17 protein-coding genes are annotated in these 13816 nt (G+C 65.4%); 4 read left to right on the plus strand and 13 right to left on the minus strand.

Annotated elements, in window-relative coordinates; all coding sequences use genetic code 11:
- The 3 genes from IVB48_RS34040 to IVB48_RS34050 are packed head-to-tail and all read right to left on the minus strand — an operon-like array spanning position 1 to position 2491.
- Positions 1-861, minus strand: coding sequence for a fumarylacetoacetate hydrolase family protein (locus tag IVB48_RS34040; RefSeq protein ID WP_247407057.1), 861 nt, complete (start codon positions 859-861; stop codon positions 1-3).
- Between the two features lie 43 nt (positions 862-904).
- Complete coding sequence (locus IVB48_RS34045) at positions 905-1522, minus strand: flavin reductase family protein (protein WP_247407059.1); 618 nt, start codon at positions 1520-1522, stop codon at positions 905-907.
- Positions 1523-1525: 3 nt separating this feature from the next.
- Positions 1526-2491 (minus strand): tripartite tricarboxylate transporter substrate binding protein, encoded by a 966-nt coding sequence (locus IVB48_RS34050; protein WP_247407062.1) that lies wholly within the window; start codon positions 2489-2491, stop codon positions 1526-1528.
- Positions 2492-2623: 132 nt separating this feature from the next.
- Between IVB48_RS34050 and IVB48_RS34055 the strand changes: the two genes are divergently transcribed.
- The 4 genes from IVB48_RS34055 (at position 2624) to IVB48_RS34070 (ending at position 6151) form a co-directional block, all read left to right on the plus strand.
- The gene (locus IVB48_RS34055) at positions 2624-3418 is read left to right on the plus strand and encodes an IclR family transcriptional regulator (RefSeq protein ID WP_247407065.1); all 795 of its coding nucleotides are present in this window, start codon (positions 2624-2626) and stop codon (positions 3416-3418) included.
- A 79-nt stretch (positions 3419-3497) separates the two neighbouring features.
- Positions 3498-4793, plus strand: a complete 1296-nt coding sequence (locus tag IVB48_RS34060; protein ID WP_247407067.1) for an O-acetylhomoserine aminocarboxypropyltransferase — start codon at positions 3498-3500, stop codon at positions 4791-4793.
- 4 nt (positions 4794-4797) lie between these two features.
- A complete protein-coding gene (locus IVB48_RS34065) occupies positions 4798-5580 on the plus strand; it encodes an alpha/beta hydrolase (protein ID WP_247407070.1) in 783 nt (260 codons plus the stop codon).
- A gap of 67 nt (positions 5581-5647) precedes the next feature.
- Complete coding sequence (locus tag IVB48_RS34070; RefSeq protein WP_247407073.1) at positions 5648-6151, plus strand: DUF6496 domain-containing protein; 504 nt, start codon at positions 5648-5650, stop codon at positions 6149-6151.
- On the opposite strand, the gene IVB48_RS34075 is transcribed toward IVB48_RS34070, so the two are convergent.
- From IVB48_RS34075 to phnG, 10 genes are all read right to left on the minus strand, one after another.
- Positions 6152-6355: a hypothetical protein gene (locus IVB48_RS34075; RefSeq protein ID WP_247407076.1), complete on the minus strand. Its 204-nt coding sequence runs from the start codon at positions 6353-6355 to the stop codon at positions 6152-6154.
- A gap of 354 nt (positions 6356-6709) precedes the next feature.
- On the minus strand, positions 6710-7321 hold the full coding sequence (locus tag IVB48_RS34080) for a pyridoxamine 5'-phosphate oxidase family protein (RefSeq protein WP_247285664.1): 612 nt from the start codon (positions 7319-7321) through the stop codon (positions 6710-6712).
- A 22-nt stretch (positions 7322-7343) separates the two neighbouring features.
- Positions 7344-7940 (minus strand): phosphonate metabolism protein/1,5-bisphosphokinase (PRPP-forming) PhnN, encoded by a 597-nt coding sequence (gene phnN / locus IVB48_RS34085; protein WP_247285663.1) that lies wholly within the window; start codon positions 7938-7940, stop codon positions 7344-7346.
- Positions 7937-9091, minus strand: coding sequence for an alpha-D-ribose 1-methylphosphonate 5-triphosphate diphosphatase (locus tag IVB48_RS34090; protein ID WP_247407079.1), 1155 nt, complete (start codon positions 9089-9091; stop codon positions 7937-7939). Before IVB48_RS34090 ends, phnN begins: the two co-directional genes overlap by 4 nt.
- Before the next feature lie 11 nt (positions 9092-9102).
- Positions 9103-9801 (minus strand): phosphonate C-P lyase system protein PhnL, encoded by a 699-nt coding sequence (phnL, locus tag IVB48_RS34095; RefSeq protein WP_247407082.1) that lies wholly within the window; start codon positions 9799-9801, stop codon positions 9103-9105.
- Between the two features lie 38 nt (positions 9802-9839).
- On the minus strand, positions 9840-10637 hold the full coding sequence (phnK, locus tag IVB48_RS34100) for a phosphonate C-P lyase system protein PhnK (protein WP_247285660.1): 798 nt from the start codon (positions 10635-10637) through the stop codon (positions 9840-9842).
- Positions 10630-11526, minus strand: coding sequence for an alpha-D-ribose 1-methylphosphonate 5-phosphate C-P-lyase PhnJ (locus IVB48_RS34105; protein ID WP_247407084.1), 897 nt, complete (start codon positions 11524-11526; stop codon positions 10630-10632). Before IVB48_RS34105 ends, phnK begins: the two co-directional genes overlap by 8 nt.
- Positions 11523-12626 carry a carbon-phosphorus lyase complex subunit PhnI gene (locus IVB48_RS34110; RefSeq protein ID WP_247407087.1) on the minus strand — a complete coding sequence of 368 codons (1104 nt, stop codon included), beginning with the start codon at positions 12624-12626 and terminating at the stop codon, positions 11523-11525. The genes IVB48_RS34105 and IVB48_RS34110 overlap by 4 nt, the downstream gene beginning before the upstream one ends.
- Positions 12627-12628: 2 nt before the next feature.
- Positions 12629-13237 (minus strand): phosphonate C-P lyase system protein PhnH, encoded by a 609-nt coding sequence (phnH, locus tag IVB48_RS34115; protein WP_247407090.1) that lies wholly within the window; start codon positions 13235-13237, stop codon positions 12629-12631.
- Positions 13238-13241: 4 nt separating this feature from the next.
- A complete protein-coding gene (phnG, locus tag IVB48_RS34120; RefSeq protein ID WP_027565749.1) occupies positions 13242-13706 on the minus strand; it encodes a phosphonate C-P lyase system protein PhnG in 465 nt (154 codons plus the stop codon).
- Positions 13707-13816: the final 110 nt, after the last annotated feature.

Genomic DNA, 13816 nt, shown 5'->3' on the forward strand with positions numbered 1-13816 from the left:
TTAACTCTCCGCGGCCACGGTATTGCGCAGCACGCCGATGCGACTGGATTCGACCTCGACGACATCACCGACTTTCAGCCAGCGCGGCGGGTCGAAGCGGGCGCCCGCCCCGGTCGGCGTGCCCGTCACGATCATGTCGCCGGGCTTCAGCGTCGCAAAGGTCGAGAGATAGGAGATCAGAAAGTCGAACGGGAACATCAGCCGCTCGGTGGTGTCCTGCTGTCGCACCTCGCCGTTGACGCGCGTGATGATGTCATGAGGGCCGCGCGGGTCGAGCTCGTCCGATGTGACGATCCAGGGACCGATGCTGCCGGAGCGGTCGAAATTCTTGCCCTGCGTGACGTTGAACTTGCCGTGACGCAGCCAGTCGCGGATCGTGCCCTCGTTGCACAAGGTCATGCCGAAGATGTGCGCCCAGGCCTTTTCGCGCGGGATGTGGCGGCCTCCCCGGCCGATCACGATGACAAGCTCGCCTTCGTAATCGAGCTGGTCGGACACATGAGGCTTTTCCAGCGGCTGGCCGGAGCCCGTCATCGAGGACATGCTACGCACGAACAGGCTGGGATATTTGGGCAGGTCGGAGCTGTCTTTATACTCCGCATTGCGCTCGGCGTAGTTGACGCCGATGCACCAGAGCTTTTCCGGCGCCAGCACCGGCGGCAGCAGCACGAGATTGTCGAGCGCGTAGTCCGGCTTTTGTCCGGCGACGGCCTCCTGCGCGTCAGCCAGCGCATTGGCCGCGATCAGCGCCCTCACATCGGAGAAGTCGCGGCCAATCCGCCGGGTCAGATCGACGACACCGCCTTCGATGGCGGCACCATAGCGCGGCTCTCCGTCCAGGAGATAGCTTATGAGTCGCATGGTCGTTCTCCAATGGTCTTGAGGTGCGGCCGGGGCAGCGCGTTCAGTCTTTCGATTTGGGAGTCTGGAACACGCCACGCAGCGTCACGATCTCGCCGAGTCGGGCGTAACGCGGCCCGCCGATGCGCGCGATCGGATCGAGTGCCGCAGTCTCGACCTTGCCGTCGTTCACGAGGCCGTCGCGCAGGTGGAACATCACGACTTCGCCGACGATGAGGCGGCTGCGGGCATCGCCGAATTCGAGGCACTGCCGGAAGCGGCATTCCATCGCGACGGGTGCAATGCCAAGACGCGGCACCTTGATGCGCTCGCTCGCGATCGTCTCAAGGCCAAGCTCCGCGACCTCGCTGATCTCAGGCGGATGCTCGACCGATGAGTCGTGCACGGCCTGCATCAGCGGGGTGTCGGCGATGTAGATGACGTATTCCTCGGTGTCGAGGATGTTGTGCGCGGTGTCCTTGTAGTCCGCGCCCTTGCGGCCGACGCTGATGGCCAACATCGGCGGTTTCTGCGAAACGAAGGTGAAGGCGCTGAACGGCGCGAGGTTGAGCACGCCCGCGCGCGACAGGCTCGTCACCCAGGCGATCGGACGCGGCACCACGATGCCGGTCATCAGCCGGTAGATGCGCTCGGCGCCGAGCTCGGTGGGGTCGATCCGCATCGATCAATCCGCCTTGATGTTGGCCTTGCGCACGATCGGAATCCATTTGGCGTCCTCGCGCGCGAGATAAGCCTTGAATTCGTCGGGCGTCATCGCGACGGCTTCCCCGCCGAGCTTCTCGAACTTGTCGACCACGGCGGGATCCTTCAGAATCGCGGTCAGCGCCTCGTGCAGCTTGTCGATCACGGGCGCCGGCGTGCCTGCCGGCGCGAACAGGCCGGTGAAGGTCTGGCCGTCAAAATCCTTGTAACCAAGCTCAGCGAAGGTCGGCACGTCGGGCAGCGACTTCAGGCGGTGCGGGCTGGTGACGGCCAGCGCCCGGAACAGGCCGGCCTTGATGTGCTGCAGGCTGACCGTGAGCTGGTCGAACGCGAACTGCACCTGCCCGCCCAGGAGATCGTTGACCGCGGGCGCATTGCCACGATAGTGCGCGGTCACCCATTGCAGGTCGAGGCTGGACTGCATCAGCTCGCTGAGCAGATGGTTGGTGGTGCCGGGACCGGGCGAGGCCATCGTCAGCTTGCCCGGCTCGCGCTTGGCGAGGTCGATGAATTCCTTGAAATTCGTCGCCTGCACCGACGGATGCACCTCGAGCACCAGGGGCGTCATCGAGATCGTCGTGATCGGCAGGAAGTCCTTCTTCCAATTGTAGGCGTCGCGCTTGTTGATTTCGGTTGCGAACAGCACCGGACCGTTGGCGCCGACGAACAGCGTGTAGCCATCGGGCGCCGATTTCGCGAAGGCCTCGCCCGCGATCATGCCGCCGGCACCCGCCTTGTTCTCGATGATGAAGGGCTGGCCGAGCTTTTCCTGAAGCTTGTCGGCGATGATGCGCGCGGCGCTGTCGACATTGCCGCCGGCCGGATAGGGCACGATCAGCTTGACGTTGCGCGCCGGCCATTGCTGGCCCGACGCCGGTCCCGTCAACATCGCCGCTGCGGCAGCTATGGCAATCCAGATTAATCTCATGTTAACCTCCCGGCGGCGCTTCCAATTTTACGTCGATTTGCTTGACGTCGTACACGGGCATCTCGATTCGGAGCGCAATCTCCAGATGCGCGCTTTACCTGTCGAGGAAATTGTGGCGTTCTTGTCCATATTATGGACAAGGCCTCTTCCGCGAAATCCGCCCGCCGCATGACCGAGCCGCGACAGGGCGCGCAGGCAATCCGGCGCGCGCTCGCGGTGCTGCGCATTCTGGCCGCGGGCCGCGAAGAGGGCGTGCCGCTGGCCGAGGTGGTGCGGGCAACCGGCCTCACCCGCCCGACCGTGCATCGCATCGTCCACGTGCTGATAGAGGAAGGCATCGTCGAACGGCATGACAGGACCGGCCGCTACGCGATCGGCAATCAGGTGCCGGAGCTCGCACGGGCCCGGCCGTCGCGGCTGCTGATCGCCGCAAATCCGTCGCTGCAACGCGCCTCGACCGAGATCGGCGACACGCTGTTCCTGACGGTGCGGACCGGCAACGACACGCTGTGCGTCGATCGCAGGATCGGTGTCTATCCGATCCAGGTGCTGTCCATCGAGGTCGGCGCGCGCCGACCGCTCGGCGTCTCCAGCGCGGGCGTCGCCATCCTCGCCGCGATGCCGGCGCAGGACGCGCGAAAAATCGTCGCAGCCAACGAGAAGAGGCTGGAGGCCTACCGGACCGACGCCGCAGCAGTGCTGGGCCAGGTCACCGCCGCAAGACGGCTGGGGTATGGCATGAGGGAAATTGGTCTGGTGCAAGGCACGAAATCGATCTCGACCTGGATCAAGACCCCGGACGGCCGCCCCGCTGCCGCGATGACCGTCTCCGCCGTTCGGACGAGGCTCGGTCCACGCCGCGAACAGGAGGTCGCGGAGATCTTGCTGCGGGAGGCGCGGATCATCGAGCAGGCGATCGGGGGTTAGACAACGCTGTCAATGGGCTGACTTCGCGCACCATTTTGTGGCACAAGAGCCGCCTCCGCGACCGAGCAACGAGGCCAGCATGCCCGCGCCAAAACCGCCCGCCTTCGAGACCCTGAGCCTGCATGCGGGCCAGCATCCGGATCCCGCGACCGGCGCCCGCGCGGTGCCGATCTATCAGACCACGTCCTACGTGTTCCAGGATTCCGATCACGCCGCCGCGCTGTTCAACCTCGAGCGCGCCGGCCACATCTACACGCGCATCTCCAATCCGACCACAGGTGTGCTCGAGGAACGGCTTGCGGCGCTGGAAGGCGGCGTCGGCGCGATCTGCACCGCGAGCGGCATGGCCGCGCTGCATCTCGCCATCGCGACGCTCCTGAACGCCGGCGACCATATCGTCGCGTCGAGCTCGCTCTATGGCGGCACCATCAATTTGCTGGCGCACACGCTGCCGCGCTTCGGCATCACCACAACGTTCGTGAAACCGCGCGATCTCGACGCCTTCCGCGCGGCGATCAAGCCGAACACGAAGCTGGTGATCGGCGAGACCATCGGCAATCCCGGGCTGGAGGTGCTGGACATTCCGAAGGTCGCGGCGATCGCGCATGACGCGAAGATTCCGCTGCTGATCGACAACACCTTTGCCACGCCCTATCTCAGCCGTCCGATCGAGCTCGGCGCCGACATCGTCATGCATTCGGCAACCAAATGGATCGGCGGCCACGGCATCGCGATCGGCGGCGCCATCGTCGACGGCGGCCGTTTCGACTGGCGCGCGTCGGGGAAGTTCGGCGTGCTGACCGAGCCCTATGGCGGCTATCACGGCATCGTCTTCGACGAGCAGTTCGGCACCGCCGCCTTCATCATGCGCGCGCGCACGGAAGGCCTGCGCGATTTCGGCGCCTGCCTGTCGCCGACCAACGCGTTTCAGCTGTTGCAGGGCGTCGAGACGCTCGGCGTGCGCATGGACCGCCACATCCAGAACACGCACCTCGTGCTGGACGCACTGAAAGCCAACAAGGCCGTGGATTGGGTGCTGCATCCCTCGCTGGAAGACCACACGGACTACCAGCTCGCAAAGCAATTGCTGCCGCGCGGCGCCGGCTCGATCGTCTCCTTCGGCATCAAGGGCGGGCGGCCCGCGGGGCGCAAGTTCATCGAATCGCTGCGCATGATCAGCCATCTCGCCAATGTCGGCGACGCCAAGACGCTGGTGATCCACCCGGCGTCGACCACGCATCAGCAGATGGACGCCGAGCAGCTCAAGGCCTCCGGCATCGGCGAGGAGCTGGTGCGGCTCTCGGTCGGCATCGAGACTGCAAGCGACATCATCGACGATCTCGCGCAGGCGCTGCGCATCTCGCAAAAGGTCTGACACCATGAAGCTCTCCGTCAACGGCGCCGAGGTGCTGGTCGCAACCGGCGGCCGCGACTTCGACAAGGCCCTGCCCGCGGTCGTCTTCCTCCATGGCGCCGGCTTCGATCATTCGACCTGGGCGCTGCACACGCGCTGGTTCGCCCATCACGGTTTTGGCGTGCTGGCCCCTGATCTGCCCGGTCACGGCCGCTCCCCCGGACCTTCGCTCGGCAGCATCGCCGAGATGGCCGACTGGACGGCGGCCCTGCTCGATGCGGCCGGAGTTACGAAAGCGCATCTGATCGGCCATTCCATGGGATCGCTGATCTCGCTGGAGACGGCTGCACGTCACCCCGACAAGGTCTCCGCGCTCAGCCTAATCGGCACCGCCGCGACGATGACTGTCGGCCCGGATCTGCTGAAGGCGGCCGAAGCCAATTCGCAGGATGCAAACGACATGGTCTCGATCTGGGGCCTTGGCTTCAACGCCGAGCTCGGCGGCAGCCTCGCACCGGGCCTGTGGATGCATGGCGGCGCGCAGGCCGTGTTGAAGCATTGCGAGCCGGGCGTGCTGTTCAGGGATTTATCAGCCTGCAATGCTTACGCGAATGCGCTTCAAGCAGCCGCGAGCGTGACGGTGCCCACGACGCTCATCCTCGGCGAGCGGGACATGATGACTCCGGTGAAGGCCGGCAAGGCACTTGCCGCGGCGATCCCGCATGCGAAGACCGTCGTGGTGCCGGGGGCCGGCCACATGATCATGGCCGAACGTCCGGACGAACTGCTGGCTGCGCTCAGGAACTGACAGGATCAATCGTCCGTCTTGCGCGTTGCGGTCAGACATCCCTGTGAATTGCAGAGGGAACTGGACCATGCCAAGACAGGAAGTCATTCGCAAAGCCAGGCAAGACAAGCGTGCCGGGAAATCGGCAACCACGCAGGCCGGCGAATTCGTCAAAGACCAGATCAACAAGATCCGCAAGGGCAAGCATGGCGCGCGCTCGACGAAGCAGGCCATTGCCATCGGTCTGTCCGAAGCGCGCCGCGCCGGCGTCGATCTGCCGCCGCCGCGCAAAGGACGCGTCAAGAAGGCGACGCGACGCAGCGCCAAATATGCCTATGAGGTCGGTCAGGGCAAGCGCACCCCGAAACGCCGGCCGCGCGTGTCGCGGGCGGTCGCAGAAGTCTTGAAGAAGGAGCCGCGCTCGACCGCGTCGCGCGGCGCACTGTCGAAACAGGGCAAGCGTGCCGCGAGCCAGCGATCGGCCGCGTCGCGTTCAGCCGCCGCGCGCAAGGCGAGCCGCACCAAGGGCGCCAAGGTCCGCTCCACCGCCGCAAAGAAGGCGGCACGCACCAGGGCGCGCCGCCGGAGTTGATCAGTTCGCGCGCCGGCTCCGCTCGGAGAACACCGCGCGTGCGGCGCGCTCCGCCTCGCGCGCCGAGCGGAACTGGCGACCCTCGAGGCTGTCGAACAGACGCTCGGAGGAGAAGAAGCGGAAGCCGCGCGTCTCCCTCGTAACGATGCCGGCGGCGCGGTCGTGGATTTCGATGATGTAGGCATTCGATTGAATTTTGGACATGACTGCTCGTCCACCGGGGTCTCGGCGTTTCCTGTCTCGGGATCTGCTGGGTGAGGTGCTGCTAGAAGACGGCGGTCAGCAACAACAACAGGCGCCGGTGGCCGCTGAGAAACAGCGCAGCGTCATCCACGCATGCATGTCATTGTTACTGCGCTGGTGATCGTTTCTCATATCGCGGCTTCGGCTCGAGGAGCAGTGTCGATGCCTGGAATATCGAGCGTTTAGCGCGATCGATCAATGAAATGGCCATTTATAATTGCCACCGGCGCGCATCGGCACTTCTCCGGGCGCGAGCGCAGGCAAACGAATTCATCTCGCGATGAGTTCTTCCCTTGCGGGAGAAGGGAAGACGCATCACCACATCGTCGCGGCCGCCCGCTCGGGCCAGGCGCGATCATATTCCGCGCCGCCGACCTTGTTCTCGCTCATCTCGGCGAGGATCTGGCCGGGCGTCGGCAGCGTCTTGGGGTCGATGCGCTTGTCGGGATTCCAGAGATCGGAGCGGACGATGGCGCGGGCGCACTGGAAGTAGATCTCGTCGACCGTCATCACCATGACACTGCGCGGCGCCTTGCTTTCGACCTTGAACGAGGCCAGCAGCTCGGGATCGATCGAAAGATGCGCCCGGCCATTGGCCCGGACCGCATTGCCGGAGCCGGGGATCAGGAACATCAGGGACACCCTGGGATCGCGCACGATGTTGCGCAAGGAATCGACCCGGTTATTGCCGCGGCGGTCCGGCAGCATCAGCGTCTTCGGGTCATGAATGCGGACGAAGCCGGAGAGATCGCCGCGCGGCGAGCAGTCGATCCCCTCGGGTCCGATGGTGGCGAGCGCGGCGAACGGCGCCTTTTCGATGAAGACGCGATAGAGCGGGGTGACGTGGTCGGCGACTTTCACGGTCGAGGCGTCGTTGGTGACGCCGTAGATGGCCTCAAGCTGCTCGACCGTTTCAATCACCGACATTCCAGTCTCCTTGTTGCGCGGGCTATTCGTGCCAGCCCTGGTTCTTGATCACGCGCAGAAGCTGGTGGCCATGATACTCTGCGCTGCCCGCGTTGAGGATGGTGACGTCGGCTTGCGCCGATGCGTCCTCGACGCTGCGCGTCAGCCGTTCCGTGATATTGCCGTCACTGTTCCGGGCGCGTGCGGCAAGCCGCTGCGCCAACACATCCGGCGGCGCCGTGATCGCGACCACCACGACGTTGGCGTAAGCTTTGCGTAACGCGCCGATCACCGTGCGCGACACATTGGCCACGACGGCGCGTCCGGAACGAATATCGTCGTTGAGGTTGCGCGGCAGCGCGTAGCAATGCCCATGCGCTTCCCAATGCACGGCGAAATCCCCACGCTCGAGCGCGCGGCGGAACTCGTCAGGGCTCACCGCGACATTGTCTTCGTCGGCCGAGGACTCGCGCGTCACGACGCGGCGCGGAAAGACGATGTCGTGGTCCTCGATGCACGCCGCCCGCGCCAGCCGCAGCAGCGTGTCCTTGCCGGCACCGCTGGGACCGACTACGAGCACGAGCCGCCCGGGCCCGATCGCGCCCGCCGTCTGTCCCGCCGAGGTGACGGTCTCGCTCATGCGACACGGCTTCCTTCGCGCCAGACGCTGCGGACCGCGGGGACGCTGCCGGCAACATGCACGCGGATCAGATCGGCACGCTTGCCGGCGGCAATTTCACCGCGGTCGGACAGGCCGACCGCCTCGGCGGGCGCCTTCGTCACCGTGCGGATCGCCGCCGCAAGGCTGATGGCGGGCACATGCTCGGGCAAATGCAGCGCGGCCATCAGGAGGCTCGAGGGGATGTAATCCGACGACAGGATATCGAGCAGGCCTTCGCGGGCGAGATCGACCGCGGCGATGTTGCCGGAATGCGAGCCACCGCGCACGACGTTCGGCGCGCCCATCAGGATGTCGATGCCGGCCTCGTGCAGGCCGCGCGCGGCCTCCAGCGTAGTCGGGAATTCCGCGACCGAAACCCCATCGCGCACGGCGTCCACGACGTTCTCCTTGGTGGTATCGTCATGGCTCGCCAGCGGGATCTTGTACTTGTGTGCCAGCGCCACGATCTCGCGCATGTTGGTCGCGGCATAGGCCTTCTGATACTCGAAACGCTTCGCGAACAGTTCGTCGAGTTGGGCGTCGGTCTTGCCGCCGCCCTTGCCGCGGTAATAGTCGCGCAGCTTGCCTTCGTCGCGGAACTGGCGCTGGCCGGGGGTGTGGTCCATCAGCGACATCAGCCGCACGTCGGGGCGGTCGATCAGCTCCCTGGCCTCCTCGACCACGCTCGGCATCGGGATTTCGCAGCGCAGATGCAGGAAGTGATCGGCGCGCAGCAGGTCGGCATCGCGCGCGGTCGTGATGGCGGCTGCGAGCGTGCCGGCGCGTCCGTCGACTTCCTCGGCGCCGTCCTCGCGCCAGACCCGGAGCGAGTCGAACACCGTGGTGATGCCCGATGTCGCGAGCTGGCCGTCATAGGAGACGACGGCGGCGACCGGATTCCAGAATACTTTTGGCCGCGGCACGTAGTGCGCCTCGAGGTGGTCGGTGTGGAGCTCGATCAGGCCGGGCATGATCAGATCGCCGCCGGCATTCTCTGCCCCCGCAGGCACCCTGCCCTCACCGATCTCGGCAATACGTCCATCGGCGAGAGCAAGCCAGCCCTGCTCGATCACCCGGTCCGCCAGCACGATCCTGGCGTTGGCGATCACGATGTCCTTCTTGGCGTTCATGTCCATTTCCTTCAGGCCGCGGCGGCGAAGCTGGTGACGTCGACGATGCGGTCGGCAATGTGATGACGGATTTCGTCGTCATGGACAATGGCAACCATGGCGACGCCCTGGCGCTTCTTTTCGGCGACCAACCCGACCACGACGGCGCGGTTGGCTGCGTCGAGCGAGGCGGTGGGCTCGTCGAGCAGCAGGATCGGCAGGTCGGAGATGAAGCCGCGCGCGATGTTGACGCGCTGCTGCTCGCCGCCGGAGAAGGTCGCGGGCGGCAGCTGCCAGAGCCGCTCGGGGATGTTGAGACGATGCAACAATTCGCCAGCACGGGCTTGTGCGTCCGCGCGCGCCAGGCCGTTGACGATCAGCGGCTCGGCGACCACGTCGACGGTCGCGACGCGCGGCACCGCGCGCAGGAACTGGCTGACATAGCCGATGGTCGCGCGGCGGACGTTGAGGACCTGCCGTGGCTCGGCGGTGGCGAGATCGATCACCTCGCCACGATGGCGGATGCCGATGCGGCCGGAGTCGCAGCGATAATTGCCGAAGATCATCTTCAGGATCGACGATTTTCCGGCGCCTGATGGCCCAGACAGCACGACGCATTCGCCGGGGTCGACGTGGAAGGTCACGCCGCTGACGACAGGCAATTCGATGCCGCCCTGCAGGTGCATCGTAAAAGTCTTGTTGGCGTCGGCGATGTCGATCATGGCGGTCATTGGAAAACTCTTCTTGCAAGGCTCATGGCGTTGAAGCCTCATGGCGGCAGAATCGAGGAGACGAGCAGCTGGGTATAGGGCTCGCGGGGATCGTCGAGCACCTGGTCGGTGAGGCCGGTCTCGATCACGCGGCCGCCCTTCATCACCATCACACGGTGCGACAGTAGGCGCGCGACCGCGAGATCATGGGTGACGATGATGACCGCGAGGTGCAGCTCGGCGACGAGGCTGCGCACGAGATCGAGCAGGCGCGCCTGCACCGAAACATCAAGTCCGCCGGTCGGCTCGTCCATGAACACCAGCCGCGGCTCGGTGACGAGGTTGCGGGCGATCTGGAGACGCTGGCGCATGCCGCCGGAATAGGTCCGCGGCGCATCGTCGATGCGTGCGATGTCGATCTCGACGCGGGTCAGCCAGTCCGACGCGGTATCGCGAATGCGGCCGTAATGATTCCAGCCCACCGCCATCAACCGTTCGCCGACATTGGCGCCGGCCGAGACCGCCATGCGCAGCCCCTGCGCGGGATCCTGATGAACGAAACCCCAATCGGTGCGGAACAGGAAGCGCCGCTCGGCCTCGCCCAGCGTGGCGAGATCGCGAATGACGCCGTCGCGCATCCGATAGGAGACGTGCCCACCGCTGGCCGCGAGCTGACCGGACAGGAGCTGCAGCAGCGTCGATTTGCCCGAGCCGGATTCGCCGACGATGGCCAGCACTTCGCCGGGATAGAGCGCAAAGGACACGTCGCGGCATGCCGCGATGCGGCCATAGGACTTGCTGAGGGATTTTGCGACCAGCAGCGGCTCGTCGTTCTCGAGCATGTCTTGATCAGCCATTCGATGCCTCCTGCGCCTTGTCCTTGTACGGCGCGGCGCTGAGGCTGCCGTGATGGCCGGCGGCCTGGCGGCCCTCGCAGTAATCGGTGTCGGAGCAGACGAACATGCGACCGCCCTTGTCGTCGGTGACGATCTCGTCGAGATAGGAATTTTCCGCGGCGCACAGTGCGCAAGGCGCGTTGAAGCGATACGGCTCGAAGGGATGGTCCTCGAAGTCGAGCGACACGACTTGCGTATAGGGCGGGATCGCATAGATGCGTTTCTCGCGACCGGCGCCGAACAGTTGCAGCGCCGGGCAATTGTCCATCTTGGGATTGTCGAATTTCGGCGTCGGCGACGGGTCCATGACGTAGCGCGCATTGACCTTCACCGGATAGGCGTAAGCCGTCGCGATATGGCCGAAGCGGGCGATGTCCTCGTAGAGCTTGACATGCATCAGGCCGTATTCGGCGAGCGCATGCATGCGCCGCGTCTCGGTCTCCCGCGGCTCGAGGAAACGCAGCGGCTCCGGGATCGGCACCTGATAGACCAGCACCTGATTTGCGTGCAGCGCCGTCTCCGGGATGCGGTGACGGGTCTGGATCACGGTCGCATCTTCAGTCGCGGTCGTCGTGGCGACGCCGGCGGTCTTGGCGAAGAATTGGCGGATCGAGATCGCGTTGGTGGTGTCGTCGGAGCCCTGGTCGATCACCTTCAGCACGTCCTCGGGCCCGAGGATCGCCGCGGTGACCTGGACGCCGCCGGTGCCCCAGCCATAGGGCATCGGCATTTCACGGCTGGCGAACGGCACCTGATAGCCGGGGATCGCGATCGCCTTGAGGATTGCGCGGCGGATCATCCGTTTGGTCTGTTCGTCGAGATAGGCGAAATTGTAGGCGGGCGCGTTCATTCCGCGGCCTCCTTCATGGCATCAGGCGCATTGGCTTCAGTGAATTCCTTGCGCAGCTTGCGCAGCAGGCCGAGCTCGGACTGGAAGTCGACATAATGCGGCAGCTTCAGATGTTCGACGAAGCCGGTCGCCTGAACGTTGTCCGAATGCGACATCACGAATTCTTCGTCTTGCGCAGGGGCGAGTGCCTCTTCGCCGAGCTCGCGCGCACGCAACGCGCGGTCGACCAGCGCCATCGACATGGTCTTGCGCTCGCTCTGGCCAAAGGCGAGGCCATAGCCGCGGGTGAAGCACGGCGCTTCGGTCGCGGAGCCCTTGAACTGGTTGACCATCTGACATTCGGTGAGCTCGATCGAGCCGAGCGGCACGACGAAGCCGGCGTCTTCCGTCGAAAATTCAACATCGACCTCGCCGAAGCGAATCTCGCCGGCGAAGGGATGGTTGCGGCCGTAGCCGCGCTGGGTGGAATAGCCCATCGCCAGCAAGAACCCTTCGTCGCCACGCGCGAGATTTTGCAGGCGCAGGTCACGATCCGCCGGAAAGTTCAGCGGCTCGCGGGTGAGGTCGCCGACGCTGGCGCCCTCTTCCGCTTGCGGCGAGGGCTCGATCAGGCCGTCGCGGCCGAGGATATCCGTCACCCGCGGCGTGGGCACTGTCGATGCTTCGGCCGTCGCTGGCGCTTCCGGCACAAAGCCTTCGGCGAGCGAGGGATCGAGCAGGCGATGGGTGTAGTCGAAGGTCGGCCCGAGAATCTGGCCGCCGGGAATGTCCTTGAAGGTCGAGGACACCCGCCGCTGCACCCGCATCGCGCCGGTCTCGACCGGCTCGCTGGCGCCGAAGCGCGGCAGCGTGGCGCGGAAGGCACGGACCAGGAAGATCGCCTCGATCAGATCGCCGCGCGCCTGCTTGATGGCGAGCGCCGCGAGCTCGCGGTCATAGAGCGAGCCTTCGCTCATGACGCGGTCCACGGCGAGGCCGAGTTGCTCCGAGATCTGGTCGAGCGTGATTTCCGGCACGCTTTGATCGCCGCGTCGCGCACTGGCGAGCAGGCGATGGGCGTTCTCGATGGCGCGTTCGCCGCCTTTGACTGCGACATACATGCTTAGCTTCCCTTATTCACGACGCGCGTGGTGCGCGGGATCGCAACCACGGCATCGTCGGCGACCAGCACCACATCGATGCCGCGCGGAAACAGCGTTTCGTTGACGCGCAGGCGCTCGAACAGGTCGAACGGCTTGATCGACGCCTGGAGCGTGGCGACGCCGTCGATGCCGGGACCGCGCAGCTCGAAGCTGCGTCCGGTGTCAAGGCTATCGACCTGGAAGATCAATGTGGTCGAGCGATCCGGATATTCGCTGGTGCCGAGCGCGAAGCGCTCGAGCGAAGACAGCACTCCGCCGTCGCCGATCAGCGCGAAGCTGGCGATCGAGGGATCCTGCACCACCGGTGCGCCGGTGTGGAACTTCAGCCATTTTGTCACGTCGGTGCTTTCCGACATGCGCGCATCGAGCCAGAGCGGCGTGTCGTGGTCGAACAGCGTCAGCGCGATCGCGGCCGTGCCGCGCATCATCGTTTGAGGCGCTCCTGATGTCGGCACGATGCGCTGGACCGATCCCGGCCGCGCCATCGCGTCCATGACCGAGCGAAAGGTCGATTGCGCCGACAGCACCTTGTCGGCGAACCCCGGCGGCAGCTCCGCAATCGTGGTCATGATCTCACCCCTCACCGCGCACCATGGTGTAGAAATCAACCTTCGTCGCGGCGGTCTCGGCCGCCACCTGTTTGCGCTTGGCCATCAGCTGCTCACGCAACGGCGCGATAATATCCCGCTCCACCGCGGCGCCGAAATCGCTGGACTGCACCAGCGCATCGCACAGCGCGATCAGCCGCGCCTTCTCGCCGTCGCGACCGAGCGTGTAACCGAAACCGACCTCGCCGCTCGCAAGCCGCACCGCGGCGCGCGACACGGTGGCTTCACCGAGGTTGAACGGCGCGCCGTCGCCGCCGACCCGGCCGCGCAGCATGACGAGGCCGTTTTCCGGCGCGCGCAGATCCTGATGCGCCGGCAAAGCGAGAGCGCGGAGGCGAGCGGCGATCTCGCCCGCCTCCGCGTGCGCCAGCACGGCCATTGCGGCCTTGCGCTGGGCTTGCTGATTGTTGTGCTGGGTCACCACATCCACCGACTTTTCTGCAGAACTTGCCGAATCCAAGTTGTCTATGATACTAGACAACTTGATAGCGGAGCGCCATGACTGTTTCGTGACAAGGGCGTGATTTCTGGAGTAGCTTC

Source organism: Bradyrhizobium sp. 76 (assembly GCF_023073025.1).
Taxonomy (GTDB): Bacteria; Pseudomonadota; Alphaproteobacteria; order Rhizobiales; family Xanthobacteraceae; genus Bradyrhizobium.